Raw genomic sequence first — 25,124 nt, forward strand, 5'->3', positions numbered from 1 at the left:
TGCGCGACAGGCGTCTGAGCTACAGGCGATTGAGCGACAGGCCTCTGCGCCGTCAGCGCTTGCGCACGATCGGCGCGAGGATGGTGTCCCGCTTCCAGTAGAGGCAGTCCTCGGGCGGCGCGACCGGGATGATCCGGTGGTCGATGTCCTCGCGGGCGAACCCGGCGTCGAGCAGCATCTGCAGGTGCTCGGGCCGGTACCCGGTCGGCTCGTCGGAGAAGTAGGTGAAGATCCCCCCGGACCGCAGCAGCCGGTACGCCGTGTCGGCGAAGTGCGCCTGGTTCTGGACCTGCGACTCCTCAAGCGGGTACGCGTCGTGCAGGATGCCGTCGAAGGTGCCCTCGTCGAAGACGCCGCCGGCGGACTCCTTGATCACGTCGTAGGAGACGCCCTCCACGATCCGGACCAGGCCGGGCCGGTGCCTGTCGCGGAACTCGCGGGCAAGCACGGCCACGTCATGGTTGGCCTCGACGATGACGTGCTCGGTGACGCCCTGGTCGTAGAACTGGCTGATGAACCCGGCCGAGATGCCCATCCCGTAGCCGATCTCCAGCACGCGGCCGCCGTTGAGCGTGGCGATCCGGGCGAGCTCCTGCATGTAGGGCCGCTCCCAGTCCTCCATGACGGGATGGCCCAGGATCTTCAGGGAGTGCTCGTCGACTGTGGCGGGCGCGGACTTCCACTTCTCCGGCTCGTAGAAGCCGACCTGGGTATACATCCCGTGCAGCTCTTCGCGGAGGCGCAGCTCGTCCTCGCGGTGCTGACCGGCTTGTTCCCTAAGGACACTCACGTCGACAACTCCATTGTGGGCAGATCGGGGGCGCCCATTGTTCCACGCCGCCCGCGACTGGGCACAGCCGTTCCCTCGTCAGTGTCGCACGCCCGTACCCGTTTGAGCGTGACCGTTTTGCCGGTTTTCACGGCTTTTTTGAGTACCGGTTGTCAGGGCAGCTCCCGCGCGGAGTCCCACATGTCCTCGAACCAGCGGATGCGTTCCCGTACCCGATCGGGTCGCATGACCAGCCGGGTGGTCGCGATGATCGCCTTGGCGGAGCTGTCGACGCTCGATGCGCGGGTCGTCTCGTAGCTGAGCGAGCCGTCGAACACGATGAAGTCCAGCAGTGCGTTGCGAAGCGTCCCCGGTACGGACCGCGGCTCCAGCACCCGTGCCTCGATCCCGGACGCCCGGTGCAGGTCGGACAGCATCCGCAGCTCCTCGTCGTCCTCCCCGGTCGGCTGGTCGAGCACCAGGATCCGCCGGACCGGGACGCCGCGCTTGACCGCCTGGCGTTGCGCGTCAAGGTAGCGCTGGCCGAGGTCGCTGGCCCACAGGCCGCCGCCCTCCAGGACGCCCTTGCTGCCGGAGTCCACGGTCATCAGGCTTACCGCGTCGATACCGACCGCGGAGTCCTCGGTCAGGCAGAGCAGCCACTCCCGGTCCTCGCCCTCGTAGATCGCGTCCGCCTTCTCGCTGAGCTCCCGGAGCAGGTTCGACGTCCGGCGGATCTGGGCGCTGGCCAGGCTCTGCACGAGCGGCGGCGTGGTCGGCCCGATAAGCGTGGAGTGGCGGACAAGCGTGGTGACCTCGTCCGGCTGCATCGTCGAGGTCTCCACAAGTCTGAACAGCTCGGTCGCCTCGGTCAGTTTGTGGAATCGCGATTCGACGAGCTCCTCGACGTGCTGCGCGTGGTCCCGCTGGTGCACCTCGACATTCTGCAGCCGATTCTCGAAGTCGTTCAGAAACTGCACGATCAGGGTGATTCCGCCGATCAGCACGGAGAGCGTGAACCCCGCGATATTCGGTTTGTCGACCAGGCTGGTAATCACATATGCGATGCCGGCGCTCAACGTTGTAGTGCCGACCTTACGTAGAAGTCCCATCGGGATCTTTTCCCGGCTATCCGCCGCACTCTCGATCATCCGGTCATCCCTCGCTGTCTCTCGTCCCCGCTCAGCACCGCGATCGCGTTGACCGTGACCTGATCCCGGATTCTGCTGACGCATGCATTCCACTGCCGGGTGAAGCCGGGCCGCCGCTCCATCCGCTCCCAGACCGGGAGCAACTCCTCGTCCACGCGGGCCGCGGGCATCCACAGGTGCAGCAGGTGGTCGATCGCCGGGCGGAGGCGGCGGACGTTGCGCGCGTCCGCGGCGGCCGAGGTCAGATGCCGGTCGATCATGTTCAGCAGCGTGGTGAGCAGCCAGTCGTGAAGTGCGAGGTCCTCGCAGAGCGTGACCGCCGCCTCCAGCCGCTCGTTCGCCACGGCCACCCGCAGCGTCCGCAGCGTGGGCGACACCACGGTGAACTGCAGCGCGCCGGACGGATCCGCGTCCGCGACCCAGCGGAGGCTGGTCGGTGAGGTCCGCAGCGTGATCCGCCGATCCAGCCGCGGGGACCGCTGCACCTCGTCCATCGCCCGGTCACAGATCGCGCCGAGGTCAAGCGCGCCGGGCGGCCGGGCCGGGCCGAGGAAGCCCTGTGCCAGATCCTCGTCGTTGCTGCGGCCGATCGTCTCCACCTGGCCAGGCTGCCCCAGGTAGTGCGCCCACGGGAGTCGCCGCCCGGCGCCCGGCCGGACCCGGGTGTACGCCGAACCCTGCAGGACGTGGCCCTCCGTCACCGCGGCCCGGCTGAGCACCGTGCCGACGCCGCGCACGGCCGCCCGGCTCTGCGAGCTGAGCGGGCAGTCGACGCCGACCAGCCGCTCGGGCGACGTGGCGTGGTGAATCGGCCGCTCCGACACGCGGACCCGCTCGCCCATCACCAGGTCGAGAAGAAGTGCGGCGTCAATCTTCGACAGCGCCGTGGAGTTCTGCAGGAGGCCGGTACGGACCTCGCCGAGCACGAGCATTCAACCTCCGGGTCGGGCGGTGACGACCGGACCACCGACGGTTACCCGGCCGCTCATTCTCTAATGGAAGTTGCCTGACTGTCGAGATCGCTATGCTTCTCCGAGCCCATTGTGCGGAAACGGTTGATCGAGTAAGGACGGGGCGAAGATCGCATATACCGCTGCGGCCTGAGCGCGCGTTAGGCTCCTATAATGGCCCGTTCAGGCATTGACGTTCTTGTCATCGGTGCCGGTGTTTCCGGCATAACGACCGCGCTGCGCCTCGCCGAGCGCGGCCATCGGGTGCGCATCCGCGCCCGGGAGCTGCCACACGAGTCCACCTCGTGCGCGGCGGGCGCGCTGTGGGGCCCGGTCGTCGCCGAGCACGAGCGGGTGACGGAGTGGAGCACCGAGACGCTTGAGGCGTTCCGGGCGCTCGCCGCCCACCCGGAGACCGGGGTGCGGCTGGTGCGCGGCCTGGAGGCGTCGCACACCGGGATGGCGCCGCCGGTCTGGCTCCGCGACCTGCCGGACCTGACCGTGGTGCACCCGGCCGAGCTGCCCGCCGGATATCTGTCCGGGTGGCGGTACACCGCGCCGATCGTGGACATGCCGATCTACCTCACCTACCTGGTCATGCGGGCGAAGGACGCGGGCGTGCAGATCGAGCAGGGCGAGGCGGGCCCGCTGGCCGCTCTGCCCGCCGGGTACACCGCGGTGGTCAACTGCTCCGGCGCCGACGCCCGCGAGCTGGTTCCGGACCCGGACGTGGTGCCGGTCCGCGGCCAGCTCGTCGTGGTGGAGAACCCGGGCATCCACGAGTTCTTCGCCGACGCGGAGGACGCGGCCGAGATGACGTACTTCCTGCCGCACGGCGAGCGGATGGTGCTCGGCAGCACCGCCCACGCCACGCGTACCGACCGGGCCTGGGACCCCGCGCTCGCGGAACGGATCGTCGCGCGCTGCGCCGCGGTCCGGCCGGAGCTGGCCGGCGTCCGCGTCCTGGAACACCGGGTCGGCTTCCGGCCCACGCGGTCGCGGGTGCGGGTCGAGCGGGAGGAGATCGACGGTGGGCATCTGGTGCACAACTACGGTCATGGCGGGGGCGGGGTCAGTCTGTCCTGGGGCTGCGCGTCGGCCGCCGCGGACCTGGTGGAGGCGCCGAGGTCGTGAGCGGCCGGCCACAGCTCCTCGAACCGCTGCCGTTGCAGGTCGATGCGGCGGCTGTCCAGGAACAGCTGCGTGCGGACGTACATCGGCGGGGCGTGTCGCTGTCTGGTCGGCGCCTGCTCGGACTCGTAGCTGGCGACGCCGTCGAAGAGGATGAAATCCGACACGAAGCTCAGTCCCGCGATCCGGATCTCCGGCAGCGCGATCGCCCGGACCTGGATGCCCATCGCCGCCTGCTCGTCGTAGATCTCGCGGAAGACCGGGTCGGCTAAGAGGCTCTCGTGGTCGAGGATGAAGATCCGGCGGATCGTCACGCCGTTGCGCAGCGCCCGGCCCTGCGCCTCCAGGTACCGCCGGCCCAGCTCGGTCCGCCACAGGCCCTCGTCGAGGAACCGGCCGTCCGGATCGCTTCCGCCCGGGCTGATCGCGTCAAGCGTGGAGCGCACGTGGTGGGTCAGCGCGAGCAGCCACTCCCGGTCCTCACCCTCGTAGGTGACCTCGCCGCTGCCGACCTGCCGGAGCAGGTGGTCGGCGTACTGCAGCTGCGATCTGGCCAGGTCCACCACAAGCGGCGGCAGCGTGTGCCGGACCTGCAGCGCGCTGTGCGCGACCTGCAGGACGTCGTCGCGCAGCGGTGAGTTCTCCACCCGGCCGAACAGTTCCGTGGCCTCGCTCACCGCGGCGAACTTGTCGGCAAGCAGGTCACGCAGCTCGGTGGTCAGCCGGCCCTGGCCCGCCTCCACGGCCGCCACCCGGTTGTCGAACTCGGCGAGCAGCTGCACCACAAGCACGACGCCGCCGACGAAGAACGCGAGCATCACCGCCTGGGCGGGCGGCTGCTTCACCAACGCGCTGGTGAGGAAGGTGGCGCCGCCGACTGTGGTGGTGATCAGGATCCGCGCCATGAGACGGCTGCGCTGGCTCATGGGGCTCCTAGGGTGAGGTGGCGCTACCCATAGTGAGGCATCCATGCCACCTGGTGAGGTGGCTGCCGTGTGCACACCTGTCACAGCGGAAGACGCCGAAAGTCACGCCTGCGGCGGTCGCGGAGTTCGTCGCGGGGTGACAATGGGCCGATGCTGGATCAGGTACGCGACCTTGGCCCGACGATCCGTGAACTCGGCCCCAGGATCGACCGGGAGGCGGCCGTACCCCCGGAGATCGTTGATGCTCTTCTGCACCTCGGTGTGTTCCGGCTGGCGGCGCCGGCCGCGTCCGGCGGCCTGGAGGCCGCACCGGAACACCTGGTCGACGTCTTCGAGGAGCTGGGCCGGGCCGACGGCGCGACCGGCTGGGTCGCCATGATCGGCGGCGCCACCGGCATCGCGCTGGCCTGGCTCGACCCGGACGTGGCGAAGCGGCTGCTCGCCGACCCGCGCTTCCTGATCGCCGGCGTGGCCGCGCCGATGGGCCGGGCCGAGGCGGTCGACGGCGGCTTCCGGCTGACCGGCCGCTGGGCGTTCGCAAGCGGCTGCCGGCACGCCACCCACCTGGTCGCGGGCGCGATGACCCCGCTCGGGGTGCGGATGTGCGTGCTCGACGCGGCCGACGTGACGGTCCACGACACCTGGCAGGTGATGGGCCTGCGCGGCAGCGGCAGCCACGACTTCTCCGCCGACGGCGTGTTCGTGCCGGCCGAGCGCGTGTTCAGCCTGGCCGAGCCGCCGCGCGCGACCGGCCCGCTTCACCGGCTGCCACCGTTCACCACACTGTCGCTCGGCATCGGCGCGGTCGCGCTCGGCATCGCCCGCGCCGCGATCGAGGACTTCACCGCGCTCGGCCGGGTGGGCCGCCCGCCGTCCCGGACCGCGCTCGCCGAGGCCACCGCGCTGCACGCGTCAGGCCTCGCCTACCTGCGCAGCGAGATCACCCAGGGCGGCGCCGGACGCACCCGCCGCGCCGCCCAGCGCCTCGCGATCGTGACCGCCACCCGTCACGCGGCCCACGCGGTTGACCTGCTCTACGCCGCGGCCGGCGGCACCGCGCTCTACGACGCCGCCCCGCTCCAGCGGCGTTTCCGCGACGTGCACGCCGCCACCCAGCACGCCATGGTCTCCGCAGACATCGTCGAGACGGCCGGCGCGGTCCTGCTCGGCGAGAAGATCGACACCACACGCCTGTAGGGCCGGTTGAGCCACGGTCCGGCCCGCGGGCGCCGAGCCGGGAAACGACATTTCTTCCCGCTTCCGCGGTGGTGGCGGCCCGCATGCTCCCGCGGGCAAACCGGAGCGGCGGGCTCCGCTGGCGCTCCGCACGTCGCTCCGGAGCCGGTCCCGCGGTGGTCCCGGAAGACCCGGGTAGTTCTACGCTGATACTGTTCCGCGCCGAAGATCTGAGGAGGCCCCGAGTGCTCGACGCCGCGACCGGACCGGAGGCGCAGCGTGACCGCCTGCTGCAAGGGCTGCGCGAGCACGGCACCGTCTTCGGGGAGCTGGGGCGGCAGTTCGGCGCCCGGATGGGCCTGCACACCACTGACGGTCACGCGCTTGTGGAGATCCTCTCCGCGCAGGACCGGGGCGCGCCGCTGACGCAGGCCGAGTTGGGCCATCGCGTCGGCCTGACGCCCGGTGCCACCTCGGCGCTGCTCAACCGGCTTGAGGCCGCCGGCCACGTGACCCGGTCCCGGGACAGCGTGGACCGGCGGGTCGTCACGCTGCGGTCGACCGACGGCGTCGAGGCCATGGTCGGCCGGTTCTTCGGCCCGCTCGCCGACCGGATGGGCGCGATGATGAGCACCTACCCGCCGGAGCTGCTGGCCGAGTTCGAGCGCTTCCTCGCCGAGGTCTGCGCCACGATGGACGCCTACGTCGCGGAGTCCGCTAACCGATGATCGCCCGGCTCGGCACGTCCGCGGCCTGAAAGACGGCGGCGGGCGTGCCGTCGGCCGTGGACACCAGCCAGTAGTGGCCGGCGTAGGACGGCTGGTCGTAGCTGTAGCCCGGCTCCAGTGTGGCGTACGCCGTCGTGGTGCCGTCCGCCTCGAGCCACGAGATCAGATGCCGCTCCCCGGTGTGGTTCTCGAACGCGATCTGCGTCTCGGCCCCGCTCCCGGTGCCGTCCGGCGCGGTGTCCGCGGGCAGCGCGGTCAGTTCCGGCCAGTTCTCGTGCGTGTTCTCCGCCGGTGCCGGCGCCGCTTCGTCGGTGGGGGCCGGTGGCGCGGTGGACGCGTTGTCCCGGGGCCGCAGCAGCACGAAACCGGCACCTGCGGCACCGACGGCCAGCACGGCCGCGGTCGCGAGGACAACGTGGAGGACCCACCGGGTGGGCCGGGCTTCGCTCGGATACGTCACGTCCGAAACCGTAAGCGGCCATGTCCATATCGACGCGTGCGGTGTGACGCCGACCACCTGAACAGCGTTCAGGATTGAACATCGTTCAGGACTGATGCGACGATGCCCCCATGCAACTCAAGCGGGCGGACATCGTCACCGCCGCGATCGCCCTGCTCGACGCCGAGGGCCTCGACGGCCTGACCATGCGCAAGCTCGGCGCCCGGCTCGGTGTGCAGGCCGGCGCGATCTACTGGCACTTCAAGGACAAGGAGGCGCTGCTCGGCGCGATGGCGGACCGCATGATCGGCGAGTCGGCCGACCCGCCGCTCGCGCCCGGCACCTGGGACGCGCAGCTCACCGAGTACGCGACCCGCGCCCGCCGCGCACTGCTCGCCCACCGCGACGGCGCCCGGGTGATGGCCGGCACCTACGTCCAGGAGCAGAACACCGTGCACGCCGGCGAGATGGGCGTGCGCATCCTGACCGACGCCGGCTACCCGCTCGATCGGGCCGGCTGGGTGATCTTCTCGCTCATGTACTACGTGCTCGGCTACACCATCGAGGAGCAGGCCCAGGCGCAGGCCGGCGACTGGGAGGACCGGGGCATCGAGGACACCGCGCTGCTCAGCGCGATGAGCGACGTGGTCCGGTCCGACCCGGACGAGCGCTTCGCCTACGGCCTCGGCCTGTTCATGGACGGCGTGCGCCTGCGCCTGGCGGAGGCGCTGTCCTGATTCGCGGGCCGTCGCCTGTTCCTCACGGCCGCACCGGCATCAGCAGATTCCCAGAGGAGACACCATGACCACAGTGATCGACACGTCCGAACGGTTGCGCGAGTACGTCAAGCGCCCGCTGCGCCTGATAGCGGAGAAAGGCATCGACCACATCGACGCCGAGTCCCGCCGCTTCATCGAGCTGAGCCCGTTCTTCCTTGTCGCGACCGCCTCCAAGCAGGGGTTCTGCGACGTGTCCCCGCGCGGCGACCCGCCCGGTAGCGCCGCCCTGGTCCTCGACGAGCACACGCTCGCCTTCCCGGACCGCAAGGGCAACAGACGCCTGGACAGCCTGGAGAACATCCTCCGCAACCCGCACGTCGGCCTGCTGTTCATCGTCCCCGGCTCCGGCGACACGCTGCGCGTCAACGGCAGCGCCCGGATCGTGGCCGAGGCGCCCTACGCGGAACGGCTGGCCGTGCAGGGCGTCACCCCGCAGCTGACCGTGGAGGTCCGCGTCGAGGAGCTGTTCCTGCACTGCAGCCGTGCGTTCGTCCGCGCCTCGCTGTGGGACACGGACACCTGGCCCCGGCGCGCGGACGTGCCGACCGCGGGACGCCTCGCCAAGAGCCAGGCCGGCCTGCCCATCCCCGCCTCCATGCTTGACGCGTTCATGGACCGGGGCGCGCGCGACACGTATTGAGACTCTCCCCGCCCGTGCCGACGCGCGGGCGGTGCGAGGCCAGTTCCTCGCGCAAGGCCGCGCGGGCGCGCAGCATCCGGGACTTGACGGTGCCGGCCGGGATGCCGAGCCGCCGCGCGGCCTCCCGGGTGGTGAGCCCGTCCAGGACCGTGGCCTGCACGACCGCCCGCAGCTCCGGCGGGATGCGGCCGAGCGCGCCGCCGGCGTCCCCGTACTCCACACCGACCAGGACCAGGTCCTCGGCGGACGGCGCGATCTGCTCCGCCCCGGTGAGGCGCAGCGTGGCGGCGCTCCGGCCCTGGAAGCGGGCGAAGAGCCGCCGGATCGCGATGCCCCAGATCCAGGCCGCCACGTCGCCGCCGCCCCGGTAGCGGTCCGCGCCGCGCCACACGGCCAGGAACGTGTCCTGGACGACCTCGTCGACCAGGCACGGGTCGGCGCAGCGGCGGGACAGCCGGGGCGTCAGCCAGGCGGCGTGCCTCCGGTACAGCGTCTCGAGCGCCCGGCGGTCACCGTGGCGGATCGCGGCGACGAGGTCGTGGTCGGCGTCCATGCCGGACCCGTCGGGCCGGGGCGGCGCGGTGATGCGGCCGGGCCGGAAGCGCTCGTCATCTGCGTGACCGGGCGTCCCGGCGGGCCGGGCCGGGAGTGGCCGTGGACAGGTGACACAGCCGCGGTCGCGGGGTCGCGGCCCAGCAGACAGGAGTGCTCTCGTGCGCCTCTCAAGAATCCTGGCGGTGCTCGCCGTCGCGGCCGCCGCCTCAATCCTTCCGGGAACGCAGGCCGCCGCCTCGACCGCGCCGGGCCTGTTCGCCGTCACCGACTACACCGGCACCCTGGTACGCGGATCCGGCGTCACAGGCGTGGTCCGGCAGTCGGCGGGCCGGTACGAGGTCCAGTTCCAGCGCAACATGGACCCGTGCTCGTACACCGCGACGATCGCCGGGCCGGGCAACGACATCGTCTACGCACCCGGTGTGGTGACGGTGGCCAGCGGCGGCGCACCCAGCCGCGTACATGTGGAGACGTGGGCGTCGCCCGGCGGTGTGCTCGCCGACTTCCCGTTCCACCTGCACGCGATGTGCCCGCCGGACACCGACTGGGCGGTCGTCGGCGGCGACGGCACGCTGTCCCGCGGGTCGGCGTCGGTCACGTCGGTGGTCCGGCTCGGGCCCGGCCGGTACGAGGTGAGGCTGAACAAGCCCGTGTCCGGCTGCGCCTATCTGGCGACGCGCGGGCACACGAGCTTCACAGGTGTGGCGGCGCCGGGCACGATCTCGACCGCGACCCGGTCCGGCAACCCGAACGCGGTCTGGGTGGAGACCAGAACGCTTCCGGGCGCGTTCACCGACAGCGCGTTCCATCTGCAGGTGCAGTGCCCGGACGCCGGCAGTGTGAGCCGGTGGGCGGTGGTCCGTGCGGACGGTATCGCGGCCCGCACCGCGTCGCTGCTGATCAGCTCCGAGAGGATCGGCCTCGGCCAGTACCGGGTGTACCTGCTCGGCGGCAACTCGTACGGCTGCGCGTTCGTGGCCGTCCCGGGCGACCCCGGCGCGGGCTCGGCAGGTCAGCAGGTGCTCGCGTTCACCACGCGTGACGCCGACTACCCGGACTGGGCGGTCCGGGTGGAGACGAAGAACGTCGGCGGCGGCCTGACCGACGTCCCGTTCCACCTCCAGGTCAGCGGCAACTGCTGACCCGGAGGCGGCGCCTGGCTCAGCGGTCCAGCAGCTGGGCCAGGTGCAGGGACGGCCGGTCGCGCAGGTCGGTGATCTGGGTGCGGCAGGAGAAGCCGTCCGCGAGGACCACGGCGTCCGGTTTCGCGTCGAGCGCGGGCAGCAGGTTCTGCTCCGCGACCGCGACCGAGACCTCGTAGTGGCCGATCTCCACGCCGAAGTTGCCGGCCAGACCGCAGCAGCCGGCCAGCCGCTTGACTGTCGCGCCGGTGGACGAGAGCAGGTCCGCGTCGGCCTTCCAGCCGAGCACGGCGTGGTGGTGACAGTGCGGCTGCGCGACGACCTCCACACCTGACAGGTCCGGCGGAGTCCAGCCGGGCGTGCCGGCGAGCAGCTCGGCAAGCGTCTTCACCGACCGCGCGACCGCGGCGGCGTCCTCATCGCCGGGCAGCAGCTCGTGGATGTCGGAGCGGAGCACGGCGGTGCACGACGGCTCGATGCCGACGATCGGCACGCCGGCACGAGCATCAGGAGCAAGCGCCGCCACGGTACGGGTGAGGATCTTCTTCGCCGCGTCGAGCTGCCCGGTGGTGATCCAGGTGAGGCCGCAGCAGACCGATCCGGACGGCAGCCGCGGCTCGTACCCGGCCGCGCGCAGCACCCGGACCGTGGCCTCCGCGACCTCGGGGGAGAACGCGTCCGAGAACGAGTCCGCGAACAGCACGACAGGTGTTCCGGTGGTGGCGAGCGGCCTGAACACCCGTCGGAACGGCTTGCGGGCGAACGCCGGCACCGAGCGCCGCCCGTCCACCCCGGCCAGCCACAACGCGAGCCGGCCCACGCCGGGCAGCCGCACGCCGAGGTTCGCCAGCCGTGGCGCCCAGCCGGCCAGCCGCGCCCAGAACGGCAGCTTCCCGAGCGTGTAGTGCGAGCGCGGCCGCAGCCGGCCCCGGTAGGTCTGGTGCAGCACCTCGGACTTGTAGGTCGCCATGTCGATGCCGGTCGGGCAGTCCGACGCGCAGCCCTTACAGGCCAGGCAGAGATCCATCGCATCGTGTACGTGCGGGTCGGCGAAGGACAACTCGCCGCGCACCACCTCCTGCAGCACCCGGGCCCGCCCGCGGGTGGAGTCCTTCTCCTCGCGGGTGGCCAGGTACGACGGGCACATCACGCCGCCGGCCGCGGAGTTGTCCGCCCGGCACTTGCCCACGCCGGTGCAGCGGTGCACCGCCTGCCCGAGGTCGCCGTCGTCGTGCGGGTAGGCCATGGCCAGCTGCTTCAACGGGAACCGGCCGGCCGGGCGTACGTCCGCGTCGATCGCGTCCGGGTCGACAAGCACACCCGGGTTGAGCAGGTTGCCCGGGTCGAACGCGGCCTTGACCGCGCCGAACAGGGCGATCGCGTCCGGCGAGTACATGTGCGGCAGCAGCTCGGAGCGGGCCCGCCCGTCGCCGTGCTCGCCGGACAGCGACCCGCCGAACTCGCCGACAAGCCTCGCCGCGTCGGTCAGGAAGTCCCGCATGATCTTCGTGCCGCCGGGCTGGTCGAGCGGCAGGTCCAGGCGCACGTGCATGCACCCGTCGCCGAAGTGCCCGAACGGCGCGGACGTCATGTCGTACGACGCGACAAGCTCGTCGAACCGGGCCAGGTACGCGCCCAGCTTCTGCGGTGGCACTGCCGCGTCCTCCCAGCCGGGCCACGCGGGCCGGTCGGACGGCGCGCGCCCCGCCAGCCCGGCGCCGTCCTCACGGATGCGCCAGAGCCGGGCCTGGGTGGCCGGGTCCGTGACGACAAGCGCGTCCCCGGTGATGCCATCGCCCGCCAGCTTCCGCGCCCGCGCCTCGACCTCATCGGCGTCGTCGCCGGCCAGCTCCACGAACAGCCAGGCACGGCCGCGGGGGAGCGGGGGCACCGCGTCCGGCCCACGGCGGGCGCGCAGCACGTCGAGCAGGCGTGAGTCGAGGCCCTCGCAGGAGGTCGGGCCGTGGGCGACCACCGACGGGGACGCCTCACCGGCGGCCACGATGTCCGGGAAGCCGAGCACGACCACCACCCGGACCGGCGCGTCCACCACAAGCTTCACTGTCGCCTGGGTGATCACCGCGAGCGTGCCCTCGGAGCCGACCAGCGCCTTGGTCAGGTCGAACCGCTCGGGCAGCAGGTGGTGCACGGCGTAGCCGGAGACCTGACGGCCGAACCTGTCGAACTCGGTGCGGGCCGTGGCCAGGTGCCTGCCGAGAACCGCGCGCAGGTCGCCGATCAGGCCGTCGGCGCCGGTGACGAAAGCCTCGCCGCCGGAGTGGTAACCGGTGCTGAAAGCGCGCCCGTCGACGGACAGAAGTGACAGGCCAGCGACGTTGTCAGAGGTCCGGCCGTACGCAAGCGACCGGGAGCCGCAGGCGTTGTTGCCGATCATGCCGCCGATCGTGCAGCGCGGGTGGGTCGACGGGTCCGGGCCGAAACGCACGCCGTGCGGGGTGGCGGCCTTCTGCAGGACCGCGTGCACGGTGCCGGGCTCGACCACCGCGGTCCGCGCCTCCGGGTCGACGCTCAGCACCCGGTTCAGGTGGCGGGAGAAGTCGAGGACGATGCCGCGGCCGACCGCGTTGCCTGCTACCGAGGTACCCGCGCCCCGGGAGGTGACCGGAACGCCTGACTCCCGGGCCACCGCGAGCGTGGCCGCGACCTCGTCGACGTGCCGTGGGCGGACCACGGCGAGCGGCGGGATCCGGTAGAGCGAGGCGTCGGACGCGTACATGCCGCGCGTGCCCGGGTCGGACCGCACCTCGAGCCCGGCGCGCTCGAGGGCCGCCACCACGTCCGTCACCACGTCAGTCATGCGTAACATGTTACTCATGCCCACACCTGGCCGGTCACCAGAGGTCCAGCTCAGCCCGTCGACACGGGCCCGAACAGGCCCGCCGCCAGAGGACCGGCCCGGTCCGTCGCCGGAGTCCCAGCTCAGTCTGTCGCCGGAGGCGCAGCTCAGGCCGCCGCCGGAGGCGCAGCTCAGCCCGCCCGAGGGGGCGCAGCTCAGCCCGCCGCCGGAGTCCCAGCTCAGCCTGCCGGAGGCCCGGCTCAGCCTGCCGGAGGCGAGGACGCTCGCCGACGCGGTCGCCCAGGCGGTTCGTGACGGTGTCGCCGCAGGTCAGCTCGTGCCGTCCCGGACCTACTCGGTCTACCAGCTGGCGGAGTTGCTCGGCGTGTCCCGTAGCCCGGTCCGGGAAGGGCTGCTGCGGCTGGCGGAGGCCGGGCTTGTCGAGATCCGGCGCAACCGCGGCTTCCGGGTGCTTCCGCCGCGCGCGCACGACGTGGAGGAGATCATCGACATCCGGCTCGCGCTGGAGCCGGCCGCAGCCCGGCGCGCCGCGCTGTTCGGCACGGACGAGCAGCACGCCCTGCTGAGGGAGGTGCTCGACCGGATGGCGTCCGCGGCCGACGCGGACTTCTGGGCCGCCGATCGCGAGCTGCACGACCTGCTGCTGCGCGCGGCCGGCCGGCCCCGGTCCGCCGCGATCGTCGCGCAACTGCGCACCACCACCGCGCTGCTCGGCCCGCCCACCACGGCCAGCGGCCGCACGCTTGCCGAGATCCACGCGGAGCATGTGCCGGTCGTCGCCGCGGTGCTTGCCCGGGACGGCGACGCCGCGTTCGAGGCGATGCGGACACACCTGGAGGCGACCGGCGCGCTACTGGTGGCCAACCTCTAATCTTCTCGTCGTGCCAGGATCATCGTTGACCGCCGTTGTCCGTCCCGCCGTGGAAGCCGACGTGACCAGCATCGCCACGATCTGCGCCACGGCCTACCGCGAGACGTACCGCGAGCTGCTGCCCCAGGGATACATAGACCGATCGGTCGTCGCCTTCTACGACCCGGCCCGGGTGGCCGAGGAGATCACGCCCTCGCCGCCGGAGTGGTTCGGCTACCAGGTGGTCGAGGAGGAGGGCCGGGTGCTCGGCGCGGCCGGCGGCGGCATGCTCGCACCCGGCAAGGGCGAGCTGTCCCGCGTCTACCTCGAGTCGTCGGTCCGCGGCCGCGGCCTGGGCACGCTGCTTCTGGAGAGCGTCACGGCGCAGATCCGGGCGGCCGGCGGCACCGAGATGTGGGTGTCGGTCTTCCTCGGCGACCGCGACGGCATCGGTTTCTACCGGGCGCGCGGCTTCGAGCCGGTCGAAACGGTCCGGGCCGCGCTGTCCCGCATCGACGACCACATCGTCAGCCTGCGGATGTGCCGCACACTAAACCTGCCCTGAGCGCGCCCCGCCACCATCAGCCGAGCGCGGTCTGTCGCCGTCAGCCGAGCGCGGCCTGCCGCCATCAGCCGATGGTTGCCTGTCGCCGTCAGTCGAGGGTGGCCCGCCGCCCGTCAGCCCAGGGCGGCCCGCCGCCATTGCTCCCGGAACGCGGCCGCCCGCTCGGCGTTCCAGCGCGGCGTGTGGACCACGCGTGGCGTCCACGGGATCACCGCGTCCGCCAGGCTCAGGTCCGGTGCGACCGACATCCGGGCGAACGCGGCCGCGCCGAGCGCGGTGCCGTGCGGGGACGGGAAGACCTCCACCGGCAGTTGCATCACGTCCGCGACCGCCTGCATCAGCGTCCGGCAGCCGGTCAGGCCGCCGTCAGCGCGCAGCCGGGTCAGCGGTCGGCCGAGGTCGCGGGCGACCGCGTCCCCGAGCTCGGCGACCTGGGCGGCGATGCCCTGCAGCACGGCGGTGACCAGGTGGCCCGCGGTTGTGGACAGCGTCATCCCGGTCAGTGACGCGGTCGCGTCCGGCCGCCACCAGGGGGCGGCCAGCCCGGCCAGGGACGGCACCGCGAGCACGCCGCCGGCGTCCGGGGCCGCGACCCGGTCCAGCTCCGCGGCCGGGCCGGCCAGCCCGAGGCGTTGCATCCAGCGCACCGCGGCCGCGGCCGCGTAGACCTGGCCGTCCAGGCAGTACGTGGTCCGGCCGCGCACCCGCCAGGCGACCGAGGCGGCCAGCCCGGTACGCGACCGGGTCGCGCCGGCACCGGTGTTGGCCAGCAGGAACGCGCCGGTGCCGAACGTGCACTTGAGGTCGCCCGGCGCGAGGCAGCCGCCGCCGGCCAGCGCGGCCTGCTGGTCCACGACGAGCCCGCCGACCGGGAGCGTGCCGCCGAACGCGTCGGTGGTTCCCACAAGCGCGTCGCAGGACACGATCTCCGGAAGCGGCTCCGCGTCCAGGCCGAACAGCGCGAGCAGCTCGGGGTCCCAGGCGGCGGTGTCCAGGCCGGTGATCAGCGAACGGCCGGCGGTGCTCGCGTCGGTGACGAACGCACCGGTCAGGCGGTGGAGCAGCCAGCTGTCCGAGGTGGTCACCACGCCCTCGCGGGTGACGTGCGCGCGCAGCCACGCCATCTTCGGCGCGGAGAAGTAGGGGTCGAGCACCAGGCCCGTACGCGCGGCGAAGGTCTGCCGTTGATCGTCGAGGCCCGCGCAGATCGACTCCGCCCGGCGGTCCTGCCAGACGATCATGTCCGACAGCGGCCGGCCGGTCCGCGGGTCCCAGGCCAGCACGGTCTCGCCCTGGTTCGCGAGCGTGACCACGCCGACCGGCAGCCCGGCCCGCGCCACCGCCTCCCGGCCGGCCTCGATCACGCTTCTGAGCAGCGCCTCCGGGTCCTGCTCCACCGCGCCGCCGGGTGCGTAGCGCGGCCGCACCGCCCGTTCCGCCGTGCCCGCGATCCGCCCGGCCGGGCCGACAACTATCGCCTTGGTGCCGGAGGTTCCCTGATCGATGCTGAGCACAGTGGTCATGGCCGGTCCGCCTCTCCGAGGAACAGTTCACCCCGGAACGAATGATCCGGCGGGAACGCCTCGGCCTCCACCCCGTACCCATGGAGGGTTTTCGATGACAAACACAGAGACGACAGGCGCGACGACGTAACTACGCCGCTGCCCCTGCGGACTGCCGCAGGGGCAGCCGGACCGTGTCGCCCCGGCCGATAGGTGACACGCCGGTCAGCCCGCGGTCGCGTGCCGTGGCGAAGTAGTCGCTTACGGGCGAGGTGAACACCCGGAAGTCGTCGTGGTGGATCGGCAGCGTCAGCCCGGGCCGGATCAGCTCGGTCAGGTCCGCGCCCTGCCGGGCGTCCATGGTGAGCAGCATGCCGAGCAGCCGGGTCCCGCCCAGGTGGATCAGCATCGCGTCGATGTCACCGCAGCGCCGGGGGATCTCCGCCAGTTCCGGCCGGAACAGGGTGTCACCGGTGACATAGAGGCGCAGCCGGCAGACCTCGTCCTCGAACAGTTCCACGACCGAGCCCATCACGTCCGGCAGCAGCCTGTCGACCGGGCCGGGCCCGTGCCGGCCGGGGACCGCGGTGATCCGCACCCGCTGCCGGCCCACAGTGAGGTCGAAGTTCTCCCAGGTCGGCAAGCCGTGCGTGGTGGTGAACCGGGTCCGGGCCAGCTTGCGGCCGGCCTGCGGCGTGGTGATGATCGGCAGGTCCGCGGGGAGGCCCCGGCTCGCCGTGCGGTCGAAGTGGTCGGAGTGCAGGTGCGACAGCAGCACCGCGTGCAGGGGCGGCAGCTCGCCAAGCCCGAGAGCCGGGTCGATCAGCCGGCGGGTCCATGCTCCGTACCCCAGGTGGTATCGGCTGCCGGCCGGGCCGAACGCCGGATCGGTGAGCAGCGTGAGATCGCCGAGCCGCAGCAGGGTGGTGGCATTGCCGATGTAGGTGACATGTGCCTCGGTCATTCAGCCGCGTACCCGCCCGGTCGCCGAACACACATGCATTTATCCCGGATTCACGGGTAAGCCGGTGTCATGAGCGACTTCCTGAAGAAGGCCGGCGACTTCGCCGACAAGCACGACGAGCAGGTGGACCAGGGTCTCGAGAAGGCCGGCGACGCGGTGGACCAGCGCACCGGAGGGAAGCACTCCGAGCACATCGACCGGGGCGTGGACGAGCTGCAGAAGCGGACCGGCGAGGGCGACACGAACGGGTGACCGGCTCACTCCAGTAGTGGTCCCAGGCCGCACACGGTGAGTGTGTGCCGGACGAGCGGCGACGCCAGGGCGAGCCGGAGCCGTGAGCCGCGCGAACGCGCGAACTCGGCTACGGCCGCCAGCGCCCTGGCGCCCGCCGTGTCCGACAGCGGCACGCCGCTCAGGTCAAGCGTCACCGTCGGCGGCAGAGTGACCCGGTCGAGCACGTCGCACAGGCGGTGGTGCAGGGCGGGGGCGTTGTCCCGGTCGATCTCGCCGGTCACCCGCAGCCGCACCTCGCCGGTGACGAGCGTGCGATTGGTGATCCTCGGCGCCACCGCGTCCCGTCCGAGAAGCACACGGTGCCGGAGCGCGCTGATGCGCTGGTTGTCCACAGACATGGTCGTTCCTCACGACATCAGTCCGCGGACACAGGGCGGAGACGGTCAACGTTGCAGTATTCTCCCTCACCCGGACGGGCTAAACCAGTTTCCCCGCCGCGGTACGGGGAAGTGGCGATCTGTGCCCACCATCGACTCCGAGCGTCTCAACACCAGCCTGCGCAACCTCGACACCGGCTCGGGCACCGACATCGACGCCGCAATCAGCGAGGTTGTCGATGCGGTGGTCACGTTGTTCCAGGTCAAGGGCAGCGGCCTGATGATCGCCGACGAGGAGAGCAGCCTGCACTACCTGGTTGCGAGCGGTCCGACCAGCCGCCTCCTGGAGAACGCGGAGTCCGCGGCGGGCGAGGGCCCGTGTGTGACAGCGTTCACGAACAACGAGCTGGTCCACGCGGATGACCTGCGGCAGGACTCGCGCTGGCCTGCGGTCCGGGAGACGTTCCTGCGGGAGGGCGCTGTCGCGGTCCTCGGCGTGCCGGTCCGCATCGAGCGGGTGCCGGTCGGCACGCTCGACGTCTTCCACGATCGCCCGCACGTCTGGGACGAGTCCGAGCGACTCGCGCTGACCCGCTACGCCGACGTGATCGGCACGATCCTTGCCGCTGCGCTCGCTGCCCGCCGCGCCGGTGAGCTGGCCGGGCAGCTGCAGTACGCGCTCGACTACCGGATCGTCATCGAGCGTGCGGTCGGCTACCTGATGGCCCAGCGCCGGGTCGACGCCGTGCGCGCATTCGACCTGCTCCGCACCTCGGCGCGCGGCCGGCGGCGAAAGGTCGCCGAGGTCGCGCGCTACCTGCTCGACACCGGCGCGCTACCGGCCTGAGATTCAGACCCGGTGATCGGCGACTCCGGCGGTACCTGACGCGCCACCCCGACGACCTCTGCGTTCCCGTCCAGCCATTGCAGCAGCGCGGTCCCGATGTTGCCGGTCGCGCCGGTCACTACGACCCGCATGCTCACCGGACCTCCGTACCCAGGACAAAGGGTTTGAATCTGAGGTGCGGGCCGGCCGGGTTCCAGGAGCCGCACGCGAGACGGTCCACGCCGCCGCCGGAACTCACTGTGAGAGACGCGACTCGGCGGCTTTCGTGAGGGCCGAGGCGAGGAGGGCCACCGGGCGGTCGGTGTCCTGGGCCAGGAGGCGGAGCGCGTCGAGCGCGATGGTCCCCGGCATCTCGGCCAGCGCCTGGGTTAGCCGCGACCGCACGGCCGCGCCGGCGTCGGGGTCGGCCAGCCGCGCGACAAGCGCCGCAATGATCCGGGCGCCCCACGAAGGGTTACCCGCAAGCGCGCCGAGCAGCTCGGCGGCCTCGACGTCGTTCGGGCCGTCCGCGACCAGGGTGAGGAGCGCGGGCACGGCCGACGTCGCGCCCCTGGCCCCCAGCGCGAGCGCGGCCGGTCCGCGGACCGCCGGGTCCGGGTCGTCGAGGGCGGCGGTGAGCAGTGCTGTCGCGTCGTCGTCGTGCAGTTCGCCGAGGGCCAGGACCGCCCGGCGCCGGACCCCGGCGTCGTCGGAGGCCAGACCGGGCGCCAGGCCGGCCGCACCGGCACCGCCGGCCCGCGCGAGCGCCCACCGCAGCGCACCCGCCACATAGGGGTCGGCTTCGGTGAGGACCGCGTCGGCGAGCAGCTCGGCCGGCGCGTGGTCGGCCAGGACTGCCTGCTGACGGCGTTCGGCGCTCGGTGAGCCGAGGCCGTGCAGGAGTTCGACGATCCGGGCGACGTGCTGCCAGTCGGCGGGGCCTGCGGCGTCGACAGTGCGGAGGCGGCCGAGAAGCTCCCGCTGTTGGCGCAGGCGTGCCTCGGCCTGCACGACGAGGTCGCCGACCAGGGCGGACGGGGTGAAGGCGGGATCGTCGAGCGTGCGGGCGATCTGCCGCAGCGACAGTCCGAGGGAGCGCAGCCCTTCGACGTGGAAGATCCGCCGGATGTCGCCGGTGGTGTACTCCCGGTATCCGCCCACGGTGCGGCCGCTTGGCCGAACGAGGCCGAGGGAGTCGTAGTGCCGCAGCATCCGCGCGCTCACCCCCGAGCGGCGCGCCACCTCACCGATCAGCACGCCGTGCCCCAGCTGGTCCGTGGTGCGGGATCATCACGCGGTCGTCTCCTCCGGTCTCCAGTCCGGGCCGAGTGCCACGATCCGCTTCGCCTCCTCGATCGCGGGGCCGGGCTCGGCGTCCGGGTCGTGCAGCAGGCGGGTGGTGGCGTGCGCGTGTGCCCGTACCGCCGGGTCGTGGTGGGTCGTCGCCCGGGACAGCACCGGCTCGGCCGCGTCGCCGAGCGCAGCCAGCGCCTGACTCAGACTCCACCACACGGTACGGTCGCCGCGGCCGAGTTCCGACGCCAGCGTCACGGCCAGCGACTGCTCCTCGCCGTGCGGCACCAGCGCGACCGCGGCCCGCCAGGCGGCCCGCGCGACCTCGTCGTCCCGATCGTGAAGCAGCGCGTCGGTGACCGCCGGCCACGCGTCCCGGTCCCCGATCTTGGAGAGCGTGTGCAGCGCCTGGCTGCGGGCCTGCGCCGGCGCGGCGAGAAGCTCCGCGCGCAGGCGGGGCACCGTGATCTCGCGGGGGAGCCGGGTCAGTGCCCAGGTGAGCATGTCGCGGACGAAGAAGTCCGGCTCGACCGCGCACCGGGCGACGAGCGCGTCGAGGAGTGCGGGCTCCGGGCGGGTGCCGGCGGCCAGGGCGGCCTGCAGCCGGGTCGACGGGTTTTCGGCGCCGAGCGCGCTCACCTGCGGGTTCATCGGAACCACCTCCGCCGCCAAGTCAACGGCTTGACACAGTGACAGGGTCAAGCCCGCCGCTCAGTCCGCGGTGCCGAGGACGGCCAGCCGGGCGCGGACCTTGTCGCCGATGGTGACGAGCGTGCGCAGCTCCACCTCGGTGAGCTGGTCGATCACGGCGGCGCGCACGTCGGCCACGTGCTGTGGCGCCGCGGCCGTGATCAGCTCGGTGCCGCGGGGCGTGATGGTGACGACCGCGCCACGCTGGTCGTCCTCGCTGCGCTCGCGGGTCACCAGGCCCCGGGTCTGCATGCGGCTCAGGTGCTGGGACAGCCGGCTCTTCTCCCAGCGCAGCAGCCGGCCGAGCGCGAACGACCGCAGCCGGCCGCCGGGCGCCTCGGACAGGTGCGCCAGGACCTGGTAGTCGGCGTTGGAGAGGCCGCAGCGGGTGCGTAGCCGCCGCTCGATGAACTCGGTGAGCTCGTCCTGCATCGCCATGAGGCCGCGCCAGGCCTGTTGTTCCTGGTCATTGAGCCACCTGGCCTCCGTCATGGCCGCAATCGTACCGGGTGGTTGACATGTGAACCAGGCGCGGCGTAGCTTCTGGTTAACACGTTAACCAAATCGAAGGACTCGACATGACGCGGTACGCGATCGCCGGTAGCGGCAGCATCGGCACGGCGCTGGCCAGGCTGTTCGCCCGGGCGGGCGTCGAGGTGGACATCGCCAACACCCGCGGGCCGGAGACGATCGACCCGATCGGCCCCGGCGTCCGCCCGGTGACCATGGAGGCGGCGCTGACAAGCGACGTCATCTTCATGGCGGTGCCGTTCGGTGCGGTGGCGCGCTTCGGCGGGCAGCTGCCGGACTGGACCGGCAAGACGGTCGTCGACATGACGAACGCGCACTACTCGCCCGGCTCGGCGGAGATCCTGCGCGGGCGGCTGTCCGCGCACTACGCGGCGGAGCAGCTGCCGGGTGCGGACGTGGTCAAGGCGTTCAACCACCTCGCGGCCGCGGACCTGGCCGCCGAGATCGACAGCGCGGTGGGGCGGCGCGTCATCTTCATCGCCACCGACGTGCCCGCGGCCGGCGACCGCATCGCGGAACTGGTGGGCGCGCTCGGCCTGGCCGCGGTGCAGCTGGGCCGGATCGACGAGGGCGGGCGGCTGATCCAGGCGCCGCACGCCCTCGTGCTTCGCAACCTCATCGAGCTGGCGGGATAAGGCCGAGTGAGGCCCGGAACAACAGGAGAGGAACCATGACATCAGTCGTGCTCATCGGGGCGACACAGGGGACCGGCCGTGAGCTGGCGGCCGCCTATGCGCGCCGGGGCGCCGAGGTGGTGATCACCGGGCGCGACGCGGAGCGTACCCGGGAGATCGCCCTTGATCTGTCGAAGGAGACCGGGGGAGCTGTCACCGGGCTGCCGCTTGATCTGACCCGGCCGGCCGAGATCGGCGCGATGCTTGCCGGTGTCGGGCGCGTCGACCGGCTCGCGATCGTCGGCATGGTCCGGGACCGCAACACCATAGCGGGGTACGACATCGCGAAGGCGAGCGAACTGGCGGTCACGAAGATCGTCGGCTACACCGCTGTGGTGAGCGCGCTCGCCCCGCGGTTCGGCCCCGACGCCTCCGTGCTGCTGTTCGGCGGCGTGGCGAAGGACTACCCCTACCCCGGCTCGACCACCGTGACCGCGGTGAACGGCGCGGTCACCGGCCTGGTCCGCACGATGAGCGTCGAGTTGTCCCCGGTCCGCGTCAACGCGATCCACCCCGGCCTGATCGAGAACAGCCCGTTCTGGGAGGGAAACGCGGCCGCGGCGGAGATCGTGAGCGGGTTCCGCGCGCTCTCCCTGACCGGGCGCCTCGGCACCATGGCCGACATCGTCGGCGCCTGCCTGTTCCTCCTGGAGAACACACTTGTCAACAGCGTCAACCTGGCCGTCGACGGTGGCCACCCCTAGGCGGGTCCGGAGCCGCCGGGAGCCGGGCGGTCTGCGCGCCCGGCTCCCCGGTGCCGGCTCAGTCCAGCGCACCCTTGATCTTGTTGACCACGTTGGCGACGCCCTGCGCGTGGGCGGCGACGCCCCCGCCGGTCTTGCCGGGACCCTGCGAGCCGTCGTACGTGACGAACAGGCGGGGGTCCGGCGCCGGGCCGAGCGGCTTGTCGTCGGTCAGCGGCGCCGCGGCGACGTGCGCGATCGGCCGGCCGTCGATCAGGTTCGCGCCGTTCGCCCAGCTGTCCCGCGGCAGCGCGTTGCCGCCGGTGGCGATGGCGTGCTGCGGGTTCATCCCGCCGATCACGGCGGCCAGCACCGGGTTGGCCGCAACCGCCTTCTCGGCGGGCGCGCCCTCAAGCAGCCGGGCCAGCATCGTGGTGAGCATCTCGACGTGGCCGATCTCCTCGGTCGCGATGTCCATGATCATGTCTTTGTACTTGCCGGGGACACGGCACGTCCAGCCCTGCCACAGGTACTGCATCATCACAGTCATCTCGCCGAACTGGCCGCCGACGAGCTCCTGCAACTTCATTGCGAACAGGGCGTCGGGCTTCTCCGGCTTGGCCTGGAACTGCAGGTAGTCCACGTGCTTGAACATCGGAGCCTCCGCGGTCGGTGTGTCGTGCCGTCCTCCACCGGCTACCCGGCGTTCCGGCCCGGCAGGGCCACCGCGCGGCCCGCCGGTGCCTCCGTCCGCGGCCACCGATCGCGCCGGGGGCTGGTCCTGGCCCGCAGCGCTCCGGGCAGAAGAGGGACGTTTACCGGTGGGTGGCACGGGGCACGCGCCCACGCCACTGATGCCGGTGAATGGGAGTTTTTCGTGACGACAGTCGTTCCGAAGCCGATCGTCACCCGGCCATGGCCGGTGCGCCGCCCGCCCCGGGGCTCCGCGCTGCGCCGCCTTCTCAGCACCACCGACGCGAAACAGATCGGGATCCTCTACCTGGTCACGTCGTTCGCGTTCTTCATGGCCGGTGGCCTGATGGCGCTGATCATGAGGGCGGAGCTGGCCCGGCCCGGCATGCAGATCCTGTCACCGGAGCAGTACAACCAGCTCTTCACCATGCACGGCACGATCATGCTGCTCTTCTTCGCCACTCCGGTGGTGTTCGCGTTCGGCAACTACGTGGTGCCGCTGCAGATCGGCGCGCCGGACGTCGCGTTTCCCCGGCTGAACGCGTTCGCCTACTGGCTGTACCTGTTCGGCGGCCTGATCGTGATGGGTGGCTTCATCACCCCCGGCGGTACGGCCGACTACGGCTGGACCGCCTACACACCCCTCTCCGACGGCACCCACTCGCCCGGCGTCGGGGCGAACATGTGGGTCGTCGGCCTGGCCCTGTCCGGCCTCGGCACGATCCTCGGCGCGGTCAACCTGATCACGACGATCCTGACGCTCCGCGCACCAGGCATGACCATGTTCCGGATGCCGATCTTCACGTGGAACATGCTTGTCACAAGCCTGCTCGTGATCCTGGTCTTTCCGTTCCTGGCCGCGGCCCTGCTGGCGCTCGCCGCGGACCGGGTGCTCGGGGCGCACGTCTACGCCCCGGAGACCGGCGGCCCGATGCTCTGGCAGCATCTGTTCTGGTTCTTCGGCCATCCCGAGGTGTACATCATCGCGCTGCCGTTCTTCGGCATCATCACCGAGATCATCCCGGTCTTCAGCCGCAAGCCGGTCTTCGGCTACAAGGGACTTGTCGCGGCCACGCTGCTGATCGCGGGGCTGTCAATGAGCGTGTGGGCGCACCACATGTTCGCCACCGGGCAGGTGCTGCTGCCGTTCTTCAGCTTTCTGAGCTACCTGATCGCCGTACCGACCGGCCTGAAGTTCTTCGCCTGGATCGGCACGATGTGGCGCGGCCAGCTCACGTTCGAGTCGCCGATGCTGTTCGCGATCGGGTTCCTGGTCACGTTCCTGTTCGGCGGCCTGTCCGGCGTGCTGCTGGCCAGCCCGCCCGTCGACTTCCACGTGCACGACTCGTACTTCGTGGTCGCGCACTTCCATTACGTACTGTTCGGCACGATCGTGTTCGCGGTGTTCGCGGGCGTCTACTTCTGGTTCCCGAAGATGTTCGGCCGGATGCTCGACGAACGGCTCGGCAAGCTTCACTTCTGGCTCACCTTCCTCGGCTTCCACGCCACGTTCCTGGTGCACCACTGGCTGGGCGCGGAGGGCATGCCCCGCAGGTACGCCGACTACCAGGCACAGGACGGCTTCACCGCGCTCAACACGTTCTCCACCCTCGGCTCGTTCGTGCTGGGCGCCTCGGTGCTGCCGTTCCTGTGGAACGTGTGGCATTCGTACCGGGCGGGCCGGCTCGTCACCGTGGACGACCCGTGGGGCCACGGCAACTCGCTGGAGTGGGCCACGAGCAGCCCGCCGCCGCTGCGCAACTTCGACCGTATGCCGCGCATCCGTTCCGAACGGCCCGCGTTCGACGCGAAGTTCCCGGAGCTGGCGGCCGGGAGCCAGTCCATAAGCGGGCCACCCGAGGGCGGCGCCACACCTGCCACACCCGAGTCGGACGGCGGCGCGACCTACCGCGACCACTGACCCGCCGGGGCCGGCCGGCCGTCGTCGGGTCAGGAACCGAAGTCAGGCCGCTGGTCCCCGGCCCAGGCCCAGAGACGAGCAAGGGTTTCGGCGCCGGCCAGCAGGACATCGACGGAG

General features: G+C 71.8%; 27 protein-coding genes. 13 read left to right on the forward strand and 14 right to left on the reverse strand.

The window, feature by feature from the left end:
* Nucleotides 1-52: 52 nt before the first annotated feature.
* From ACIA8K_RS33875 to ACIA8K_RS33885, 3 genes are all read right to left on the reverse strand, one after another.
* A complete protein-coding gene (locus ACIA8K_RS33875) occupies nt 53-790 on the reverse strand; it encodes a class I SAM-dependent methyltransferase (protein ID WP_396066766.1) in 738 nt (245 codons plus the stop codon).
* Between the two features lie 152 nt (nt 791-942).
* Nucleotides 943-1,881, reverse strand: coding sequence for a DUF6879 family protein (locus tag ACIA8K_RS33880; RefSeq protein WP_396066768.1), 939 nt, complete (start codon nt 1,879-1,881; stop codon nt 943-945).
* A gap of 35 nt (nt 1,882-1,916) precedes the next feature.
* Nucleotides 1,917-2,852, reverse strand: a complete 936-nt coding sequence (locus ACIA8K_RS33885) for an SCO2521 family protein (RefSeq protein WP_396066770.1) — start codon at nt 2,850-2,852, stop codon at nt 1,917-1,919.
* A 192-nt stretch (nt 2,853-3,044) separates the two neighbouring features.
* On the opposite strand from ACIA8K_RS33885, the gene ACIA8K_RS33890 reads away from it, so the two are divergent.
* The gene (locus ACIA8K_RS33890; protein ID WP_396066772.1) at nt 3,045-4,004 is read left to right on the forward strand and encodes an FAD-dependent oxidoreductase; all 960 of its coding nucleotides are present in this window, start codon (nt 3,045-3,047) and stop codon (nt 4,002-4,004) included.
* Here the strand turns inward: ACIA8K_RS33890 and ACIA8K_RS33895 are convergent.
* Nucleotides 3,926-4,927, reverse strand: coding sequence for a hypothetical protein (locus ACIA8K_RS33895; RefSeq protein ID WP_396066774.1), 1,002 nt, complete (start codon nt 4,925-4,927; stop codon nt 3,926-3,928). The genes ACIA8K_RS33890 and ACIA8K_RS33895 overlap by 79 nt on opposite strands.
* A gap of 150 nt (nt 4,928-5,077) precedes the next feature.
* Here ACIA8K_RS33895 and ACIA8K_RS33900 point away from each other — a divergent pair, with 150 nt between their 5' ends.
* Nucleotides 5,078-6,124: an acyl-CoA dehydrogenase family protein gene (locus ACIA8K_RS33900; protein ID WP_396066776.1), complete on the forward strand. Its 1,047-nt coding sequence runs from the start codon at nt 5,078-5,080 to the stop codon at nt 6,122-6,124.
* A gap of 224 nt (nt 6,125-6,348) precedes the next feature.
* Nucleotides 6,349-6,831, forward strand: coding sequence for a MarR family winged helix-turn-helix transcriptional regulator (locus tag ACIA8K_RS33905; protein WP_396066778.1), 483 nt, complete (start codon nt 6,349-6,351; stop codon nt 6,829-6,831).
* Here the strand turns inward: ACIA8K_RS33905 and ACIA8K_RS33910 are convergent.
* On the reverse strand, nt 6,821-7,291 hold the full coding sequence (locus ACIA8K_RS33910; RefSeq protein WP_396066780.1) for a hypothetical protein: 471 nt from the start codon (nt 7,289-7,291) through the stop codon (nt 6,821-6,823). The two genes, ACIA8K_RS33905 and ACIA8K_RS33910, sit on opposite strands and share 11 nt — an antisense overlap.
* Nucleotides 7,292-7,401: 110 nt before the next feature.
* Here ACIA8K_RS33910 and ACIA8K_RS33915 point away from each other — a divergent pair, with 110 nt between their 5' ends.
* Both ACIA8K_RS33915 and ACIA8K_RS33920 read left to right on the forward strand, forming a co-directional pair.
* Nucleotides 7,402-8,007 (forward strand): TetR/AcrR family transcriptional regulator C-terminal domain-containing protein, encoded by a 606-nt coding sequence (locus ACIA8K_RS33915; RefSeq protein ID WP_396066782.1) that lies wholly within the window; start codon nt 7,402-7,404, stop codon nt 8,005-8,007.
* 64 nt (nt 8,008-8,071) lie between these two features.
* The gene (locus ACIA8K_RS33920) at nt 8,072-8,689 is read left to right on the forward strand and encodes an MSMEG_1061 family FMN-dependent PPOX-type flavoprotein (protein WP_396066784.1); all 618 of its coding nucleotides are present in this window, start codon (nt 8,072-8,074) and stop codon (nt 8,687-8,689) included.
* On the opposite strand, the gene ACIA8K_RS33925 is transcribed toward ACIA8K_RS33920, so the two are convergent.
* Nucleotides 8,658-9,242, reverse strand: a complete 585-nt coding sequence (locus tag ACIA8K_RS33925) for an RNA polymerase sigma factor (protein WP_396066786.1) — start codon at nt 9,240-9,242, stop codon at nt 8,658-8,660. The two genes, ACIA8K_RS33920 and ACIA8K_RS33925, sit on opposite strands and share 32 nt — an antisense overlap.
* Before the next feature lie 160 nt (nt 9,243-9,402).
* On the opposite strand from ACIA8K_RS33925, the gene ACIA8K_RS33930 reads away from it, so the two are divergent.
* Nucleotides 9,403-10,386 carry a hypothetical protein gene (locus tag ACIA8K_RS33930; protein ID WP_396066788.1) on the forward strand — a complete coding sequence of 328 codons (984 nt, stop codon included), beginning with the start codon at nt 9,403-9,405 and terminating at the stop codon, nt 10,384-10,386.
* Nucleotides 10,387-10,405: 19 nt separating this feature from the next.
* Here ACIA8K_RS33930 and ACIA8K_RS33935 read toward each other — a convergent pair whose 3' ends face one another.
* On the reverse strand, nt 10,406-13,204 hold the full coding sequence (locus ACIA8K_RS33935; protein WP_396066790.1) for an FAD-binding and (Fe-S)-binding domain-containing protein: 2,799 nt from the start codon (nt 13,202-13,204) through the stop codon (nt 10,406-10,408).
* 16 nt (nt 13,205-13,220) lie between these two features.
* Here ACIA8K_RS33935 and ACIA8K_RS33940 point away from each other — a divergent pair, with 16 nt between their 5' ends.
* Together ACIA8K_RS33940 and ACIA8K_RS33945 are read left to right on the forward strand one after the other, a co-directional pair.
* Nucleotides 13,221-14,075, forward strand: a complete 855-nt coding sequence (locus ACIA8K_RS33940) for an FCD domain-containing protein (RefSeq protein ID WP_396066792.1) — start codon at nt 13,221-13,223, stop codon at nt 14,073-14,075.
* A gap of 25 nt (nt 14,076-14,100) precedes the next feature.
* A complete protein-coding gene (locus ACIA8K_RS33945) occupies nt 14,101-14,619 on the forward strand; it encodes a GNAT family N-acetyltransferase (protein WP_396066794.1) in 519 nt (172 codons plus the stop codon).
* Nucleotides 14,620-14,732: 113 nt separating this feature from the next.
* Here the strand turns inward: ACIA8K_RS33945 and ACIA8K_RS33950 are convergent, their stop codons facing one another.
* Nucleotides 14,733-16,142 carry an FGGY family carbohydrate kinase gene (locus ACIA8K_RS33950; RefSeq protein ID WP_396066796.1) on the reverse strand — a complete coding sequence of 470 codons (1,410 nt, stop codon included), beginning with the start codon at nt 16,140-16,142 and terminating at the stop codon, nt 14,733-14,735.
* Nucleotides 16,143-16,272: 130 nt separating this feature from the next.
* Complete coding sequence (locus ACIA8K_RS33955; RefSeq protein ID WP_396066798.1) at nt 16,273-17,085, reverse strand: MBL fold metallo-hydrolase; 813 nt, start codon at nt 17,083-17,085, stop codon at nt 16,273-16,275.
* 69 nt (nt 17,086-17,154) lie between these two features.
* Between ACIA8K_RS33955 and ACIA8K_RS33960 the strand changes: the two genes are divergently transcribed.
* The gene (locus ACIA8K_RS33960) at nt 17,155-17,337 is read left to right on the forward strand and encodes an antitoxin (RefSeq protein WP_396066800.1); all 183 of its coding nucleotides are present in this window, start codon (nt 17,155-17,157) and stop codon (nt 17,335-17,337) included.
* Nucleotides 17,338-17,342: 5 nt separating this feature from the next.
* Here ACIA8K_RS33960 and ACIA8K_RS33965 read toward each other — a convergent pair whose 3' ends face one another.
* Complete coding sequence (locus ACIA8K_RS33965) at nt 17,343-17,717, reverse strand: STAS domain-containing protein (protein ID WP_396066802.1); 375 nt, start codon at nt 17,715-17,717, stop codon at nt 17,343-17,345.
* 121 nt (nt 17,718-17,838) lie between these two features.
* Between ACIA8K_RS33965 and ACIA8K_RS33970 the strand changes: the two genes are divergently transcribed.
* A complete protein-coding gene (locus ACIA8K_RS33970; RefSeq protein ID WP_396066804.1) occupies nt 17,839-18,543 on the forward strand; it encodes a GAF and ANTAR domain-containing protein in 705 nt (234 codons plus the stop codon).
* Nucleotides 18,544-18,777: 234 nt separating this feature from the next.
* Here ACIA8K_RS33970 and ACIA8K_RS33975 read toward each other — a convergent pair whose 3' ends face one another.
* The 3 genes from ACIA8K_RS33975 to ACIA8K_RS33985 are packed head-to-tail and all read right to left on the reverse strand — an operon-like array spanning nt 18,778 to nt 20,997.
* Nucleotides 18,778-19,779 (reverse strand): HEAT repeat domain-containing protein, encoded by a 1,002-nt coding sequence (locus ACIA8K_RS33975; RefSeq protein ID WP_396066806.1) that lies wholly within the window; start codon nt 19,777-19,779, stop codon nt 18,778-18,780.
* Between the two features lie 33 nt (nt 19,780-19,812).
* The gene (locus ACIA8K_RS33980) at nt 19,813-20,466 is read right to left on the reverse strand and encodes a HEAT repeat domain-containing protein (RefSeq protein ID WP_396066808.1); all 654 of its coding nucleotides are present in this window, start codon (nt 20,464-20,466) and stop codon (nt 19,813-19,815) included.
* Nucleotides 20,467-20,526: 60 nt separating this feature from the next.
* Nucleotides 20,527-20,997 carry a MarR family winged helix-turn-helix transcriptional regulator gene (locus ACIA8K_RS33985; protein WP_396066810.1) on the reverse strand — a complete coding sequence of 157 codons (471 nt, stop codon included), beginning with the start codon at nt 20,995-20,997 and terminating at the stop codon, nt 20,527-20,529.
* 86 nt (nt 20,998-21,083) lie between these two features.
* Here ACIA8K_RS33985 and ACIA8K_RS33990 point away from each other — a divergent pair, with 86 nt between their 5' ends.
* Both ACIA8K_RS33990 and ACIA8K_RS33995 read left to right on the forward strand, forming a co-directional pair.
* Complete coding sequence (locus ACIA8K_RS33990; RefSeq protein ID WP_396066812.1) at nt 21,084-21,671, forward strand: NADPH-dependent F420 reductase; 588 nt, start codon at nt 21,084-21,086, stop codon at nt 21,669-21,671.
* A gap of 35 nt (nt 21,672-21,706) precedes the next feature.
* Nucleotides 21,707-22,414: an SDR family oxidoreductase gene (locus tag ACIA8K_RS33995; RefSeq protein ID WP_396066814.1), complete on the forward strand. Its 708-nt coding sequence runs from the start codon at nt 21,707-21,709 to the stop codon at nt 22,412-22,414.
* A 58-nt stretch (nt 22,415-22,472) separates the two neighbouring features.
* Here ACIA8K_RS33995 and ACIA8K_RS34000 read toward each other — a convergent pair whose 3' ends face one another.
* Entirely contained in the window at nt 22,473-23,048 is a 576-nt protein-coding gene (locus ACIA8K_RS34000; RefSeq protein ID WP_396066816.1) for a manganese catalase family protein, read from the reverse strand.
* Between the two features lie 222 nt (nt 23,049-23,270).
* Between ACIA8K_RS34000 and ctaD the strand changes: the two genes are divergently transcribed.
* Nucleotides 23,271-25,007, forward strand: coding sequence for a cytochrome c oxidase subunit I (gene ctaD, locus ACIA8K_RS34005; RefSeq protein ID WP_396066818.1), 1,737 nt, complete (start codon nt 23,271-23,273; stop codon nt 25,005-25,007).
* Nucleotides 25,008-25,124: the final 117 nt, after the last annotated feature.

Source organism: Catenuloplanes sp. NPDC051500 (genome assembly GCF_044454585.1).
Classification (GTDB): domain Bacteria; phylum Actinomycetota; class Actinomycetes; order Mycobacteriales; family Micromonosporaceae; genus Catenuloplanes.

Coding starts and splice junctions, on each gene's coding strand:
- ACIA8K_RS33880 (WP_396066768.1), bottom strand. CDS start 1,881: ATGGGACTTCTACGTAAGGTCGGCACTACAACGTTGAGCGCCGGCATC.
- ACIA8K_RS33885 (WP_396066770.1), bottom strand. CDS start 2,852: ATGCTCGTGCTCGGCGAGGTCCGTACCGGCCTCCTGCAGAACTCCACG.
- ACIA8K_RS33890 (WP_396066772.1), top strand. CDS start 3,045: ATGGCCCGTTCAGGCATTGACGTTCTTGTCATCGGTGCCGGTGTTTCC.
- ACIA8K_RS33895 (WP_396066774.1), bottom strand. CDS start 4,927: ATGAGCCAGCGCAGCCGTCTCATGGCGCGGATCCTGATCACCACCACA.
- ACIA8K_RS33900 (WP_396066776.1), top strand. CDS start 5,078: ATGCTGGATCAGGTACGCGACCTTGGCCCGACGATCCGTGAACTCGGC.
- ACIA8K_RS33915 (WP_396066782.1), top strand. CDS start 7,402: ATGCAACTCAAGCGGGCGGACATCGTCACCGCCGCGATCGCCCTGCTC.
- ACIA8K_RS33920 (WP_396066784.1), top strand. CDS start 8,072: ATGACCACAGTGATCGACACGTCCGAACGGTTGCGCGAGTACGTCAAG.
- ACIA8K_RS33925 (WP_396066786.1), bottom strand. CDS start 9,242: ATGGACGCCGACCACGACCTCGTCGCCGCGATCCGCCACGGTGACCGC.
- ACIA8K_RS33935 (WP_396066790.1), bottom strand. CDS start 13,204: ATGACTGACGTGGTGACGGACGTGGTGGCGGCCCTCGAGCGCGCCGGG.
- ACIA8K_RS33940 (WP_396066792.1), top strand. CDS start 13,221: ATGCCCACACCTGGCCGGTCACCAGAGGTCCAGCTCAGCCCGTCGACA.
- ACIA8K_RS33950 (WP_396066796.1), bottom strand. CDS start 16,142: ATGACCACTGTGCTCAGCATCGATCAGGGAACCTCCGGCACCAAGGCG.
- ACIA8K_RS33955 (WP_396066798.1), bottom strand. CDS start 17,085: ATGACCGAGGCACATGTCACCTACATCGGCAATGCCACCACCCTGCTG.
- ACIA8K_RS33960 (WP_396066800.1), top strand. CDS start 17,155: ATGAGCGACTTCCTGAAGAAGGCCGGCGACTTCGCCGACAAGCACGAC.
- ACIA8K_RS33965 (WP_396066802.1), bottom strand. CDS start 17,717: ATGTCTGTGGACAACCAGCGCATCAGCGCGCTCCGGCACCGTGTGCTT.
- ACIA8K_RS33980 (WP_396066808.1), bottom strand. CDS start 20,466: ATGAACCCGCAGGTGAGCGCGCTCGGCGCCGAAAACCCGTCGACCCGG.
- ACIA8K_RS33985 (WP_396066810.1), bottom strand. CDS start 20,997: ATGACGGAGGCCAGGTGGCTCAATGACCAGGAACAACAGGCCTGGCGC.
- ACIA8K_RS33990 (WP_396066812.1), top strand. CDS start 21,084: ATGACGCGGTACGCGATCGCCGGTAGCGGCAGCATCGGCACGGCGCTG.
- ACIA8K_RS33995 (WP_396066814.1), top strand. CDS start 21,707: ATGACATCAGTCGTGCTCATCGGGGCGACACAGGGGACCGGCCGTGAG.
- ACIA8K_RS34000 (WP_396066816.1), bottom strand. CDS start 23,048: ATGTTCAAGCACGTGGACTACCTGCAGTTCCAGGCCAAGCCGGAGAAG.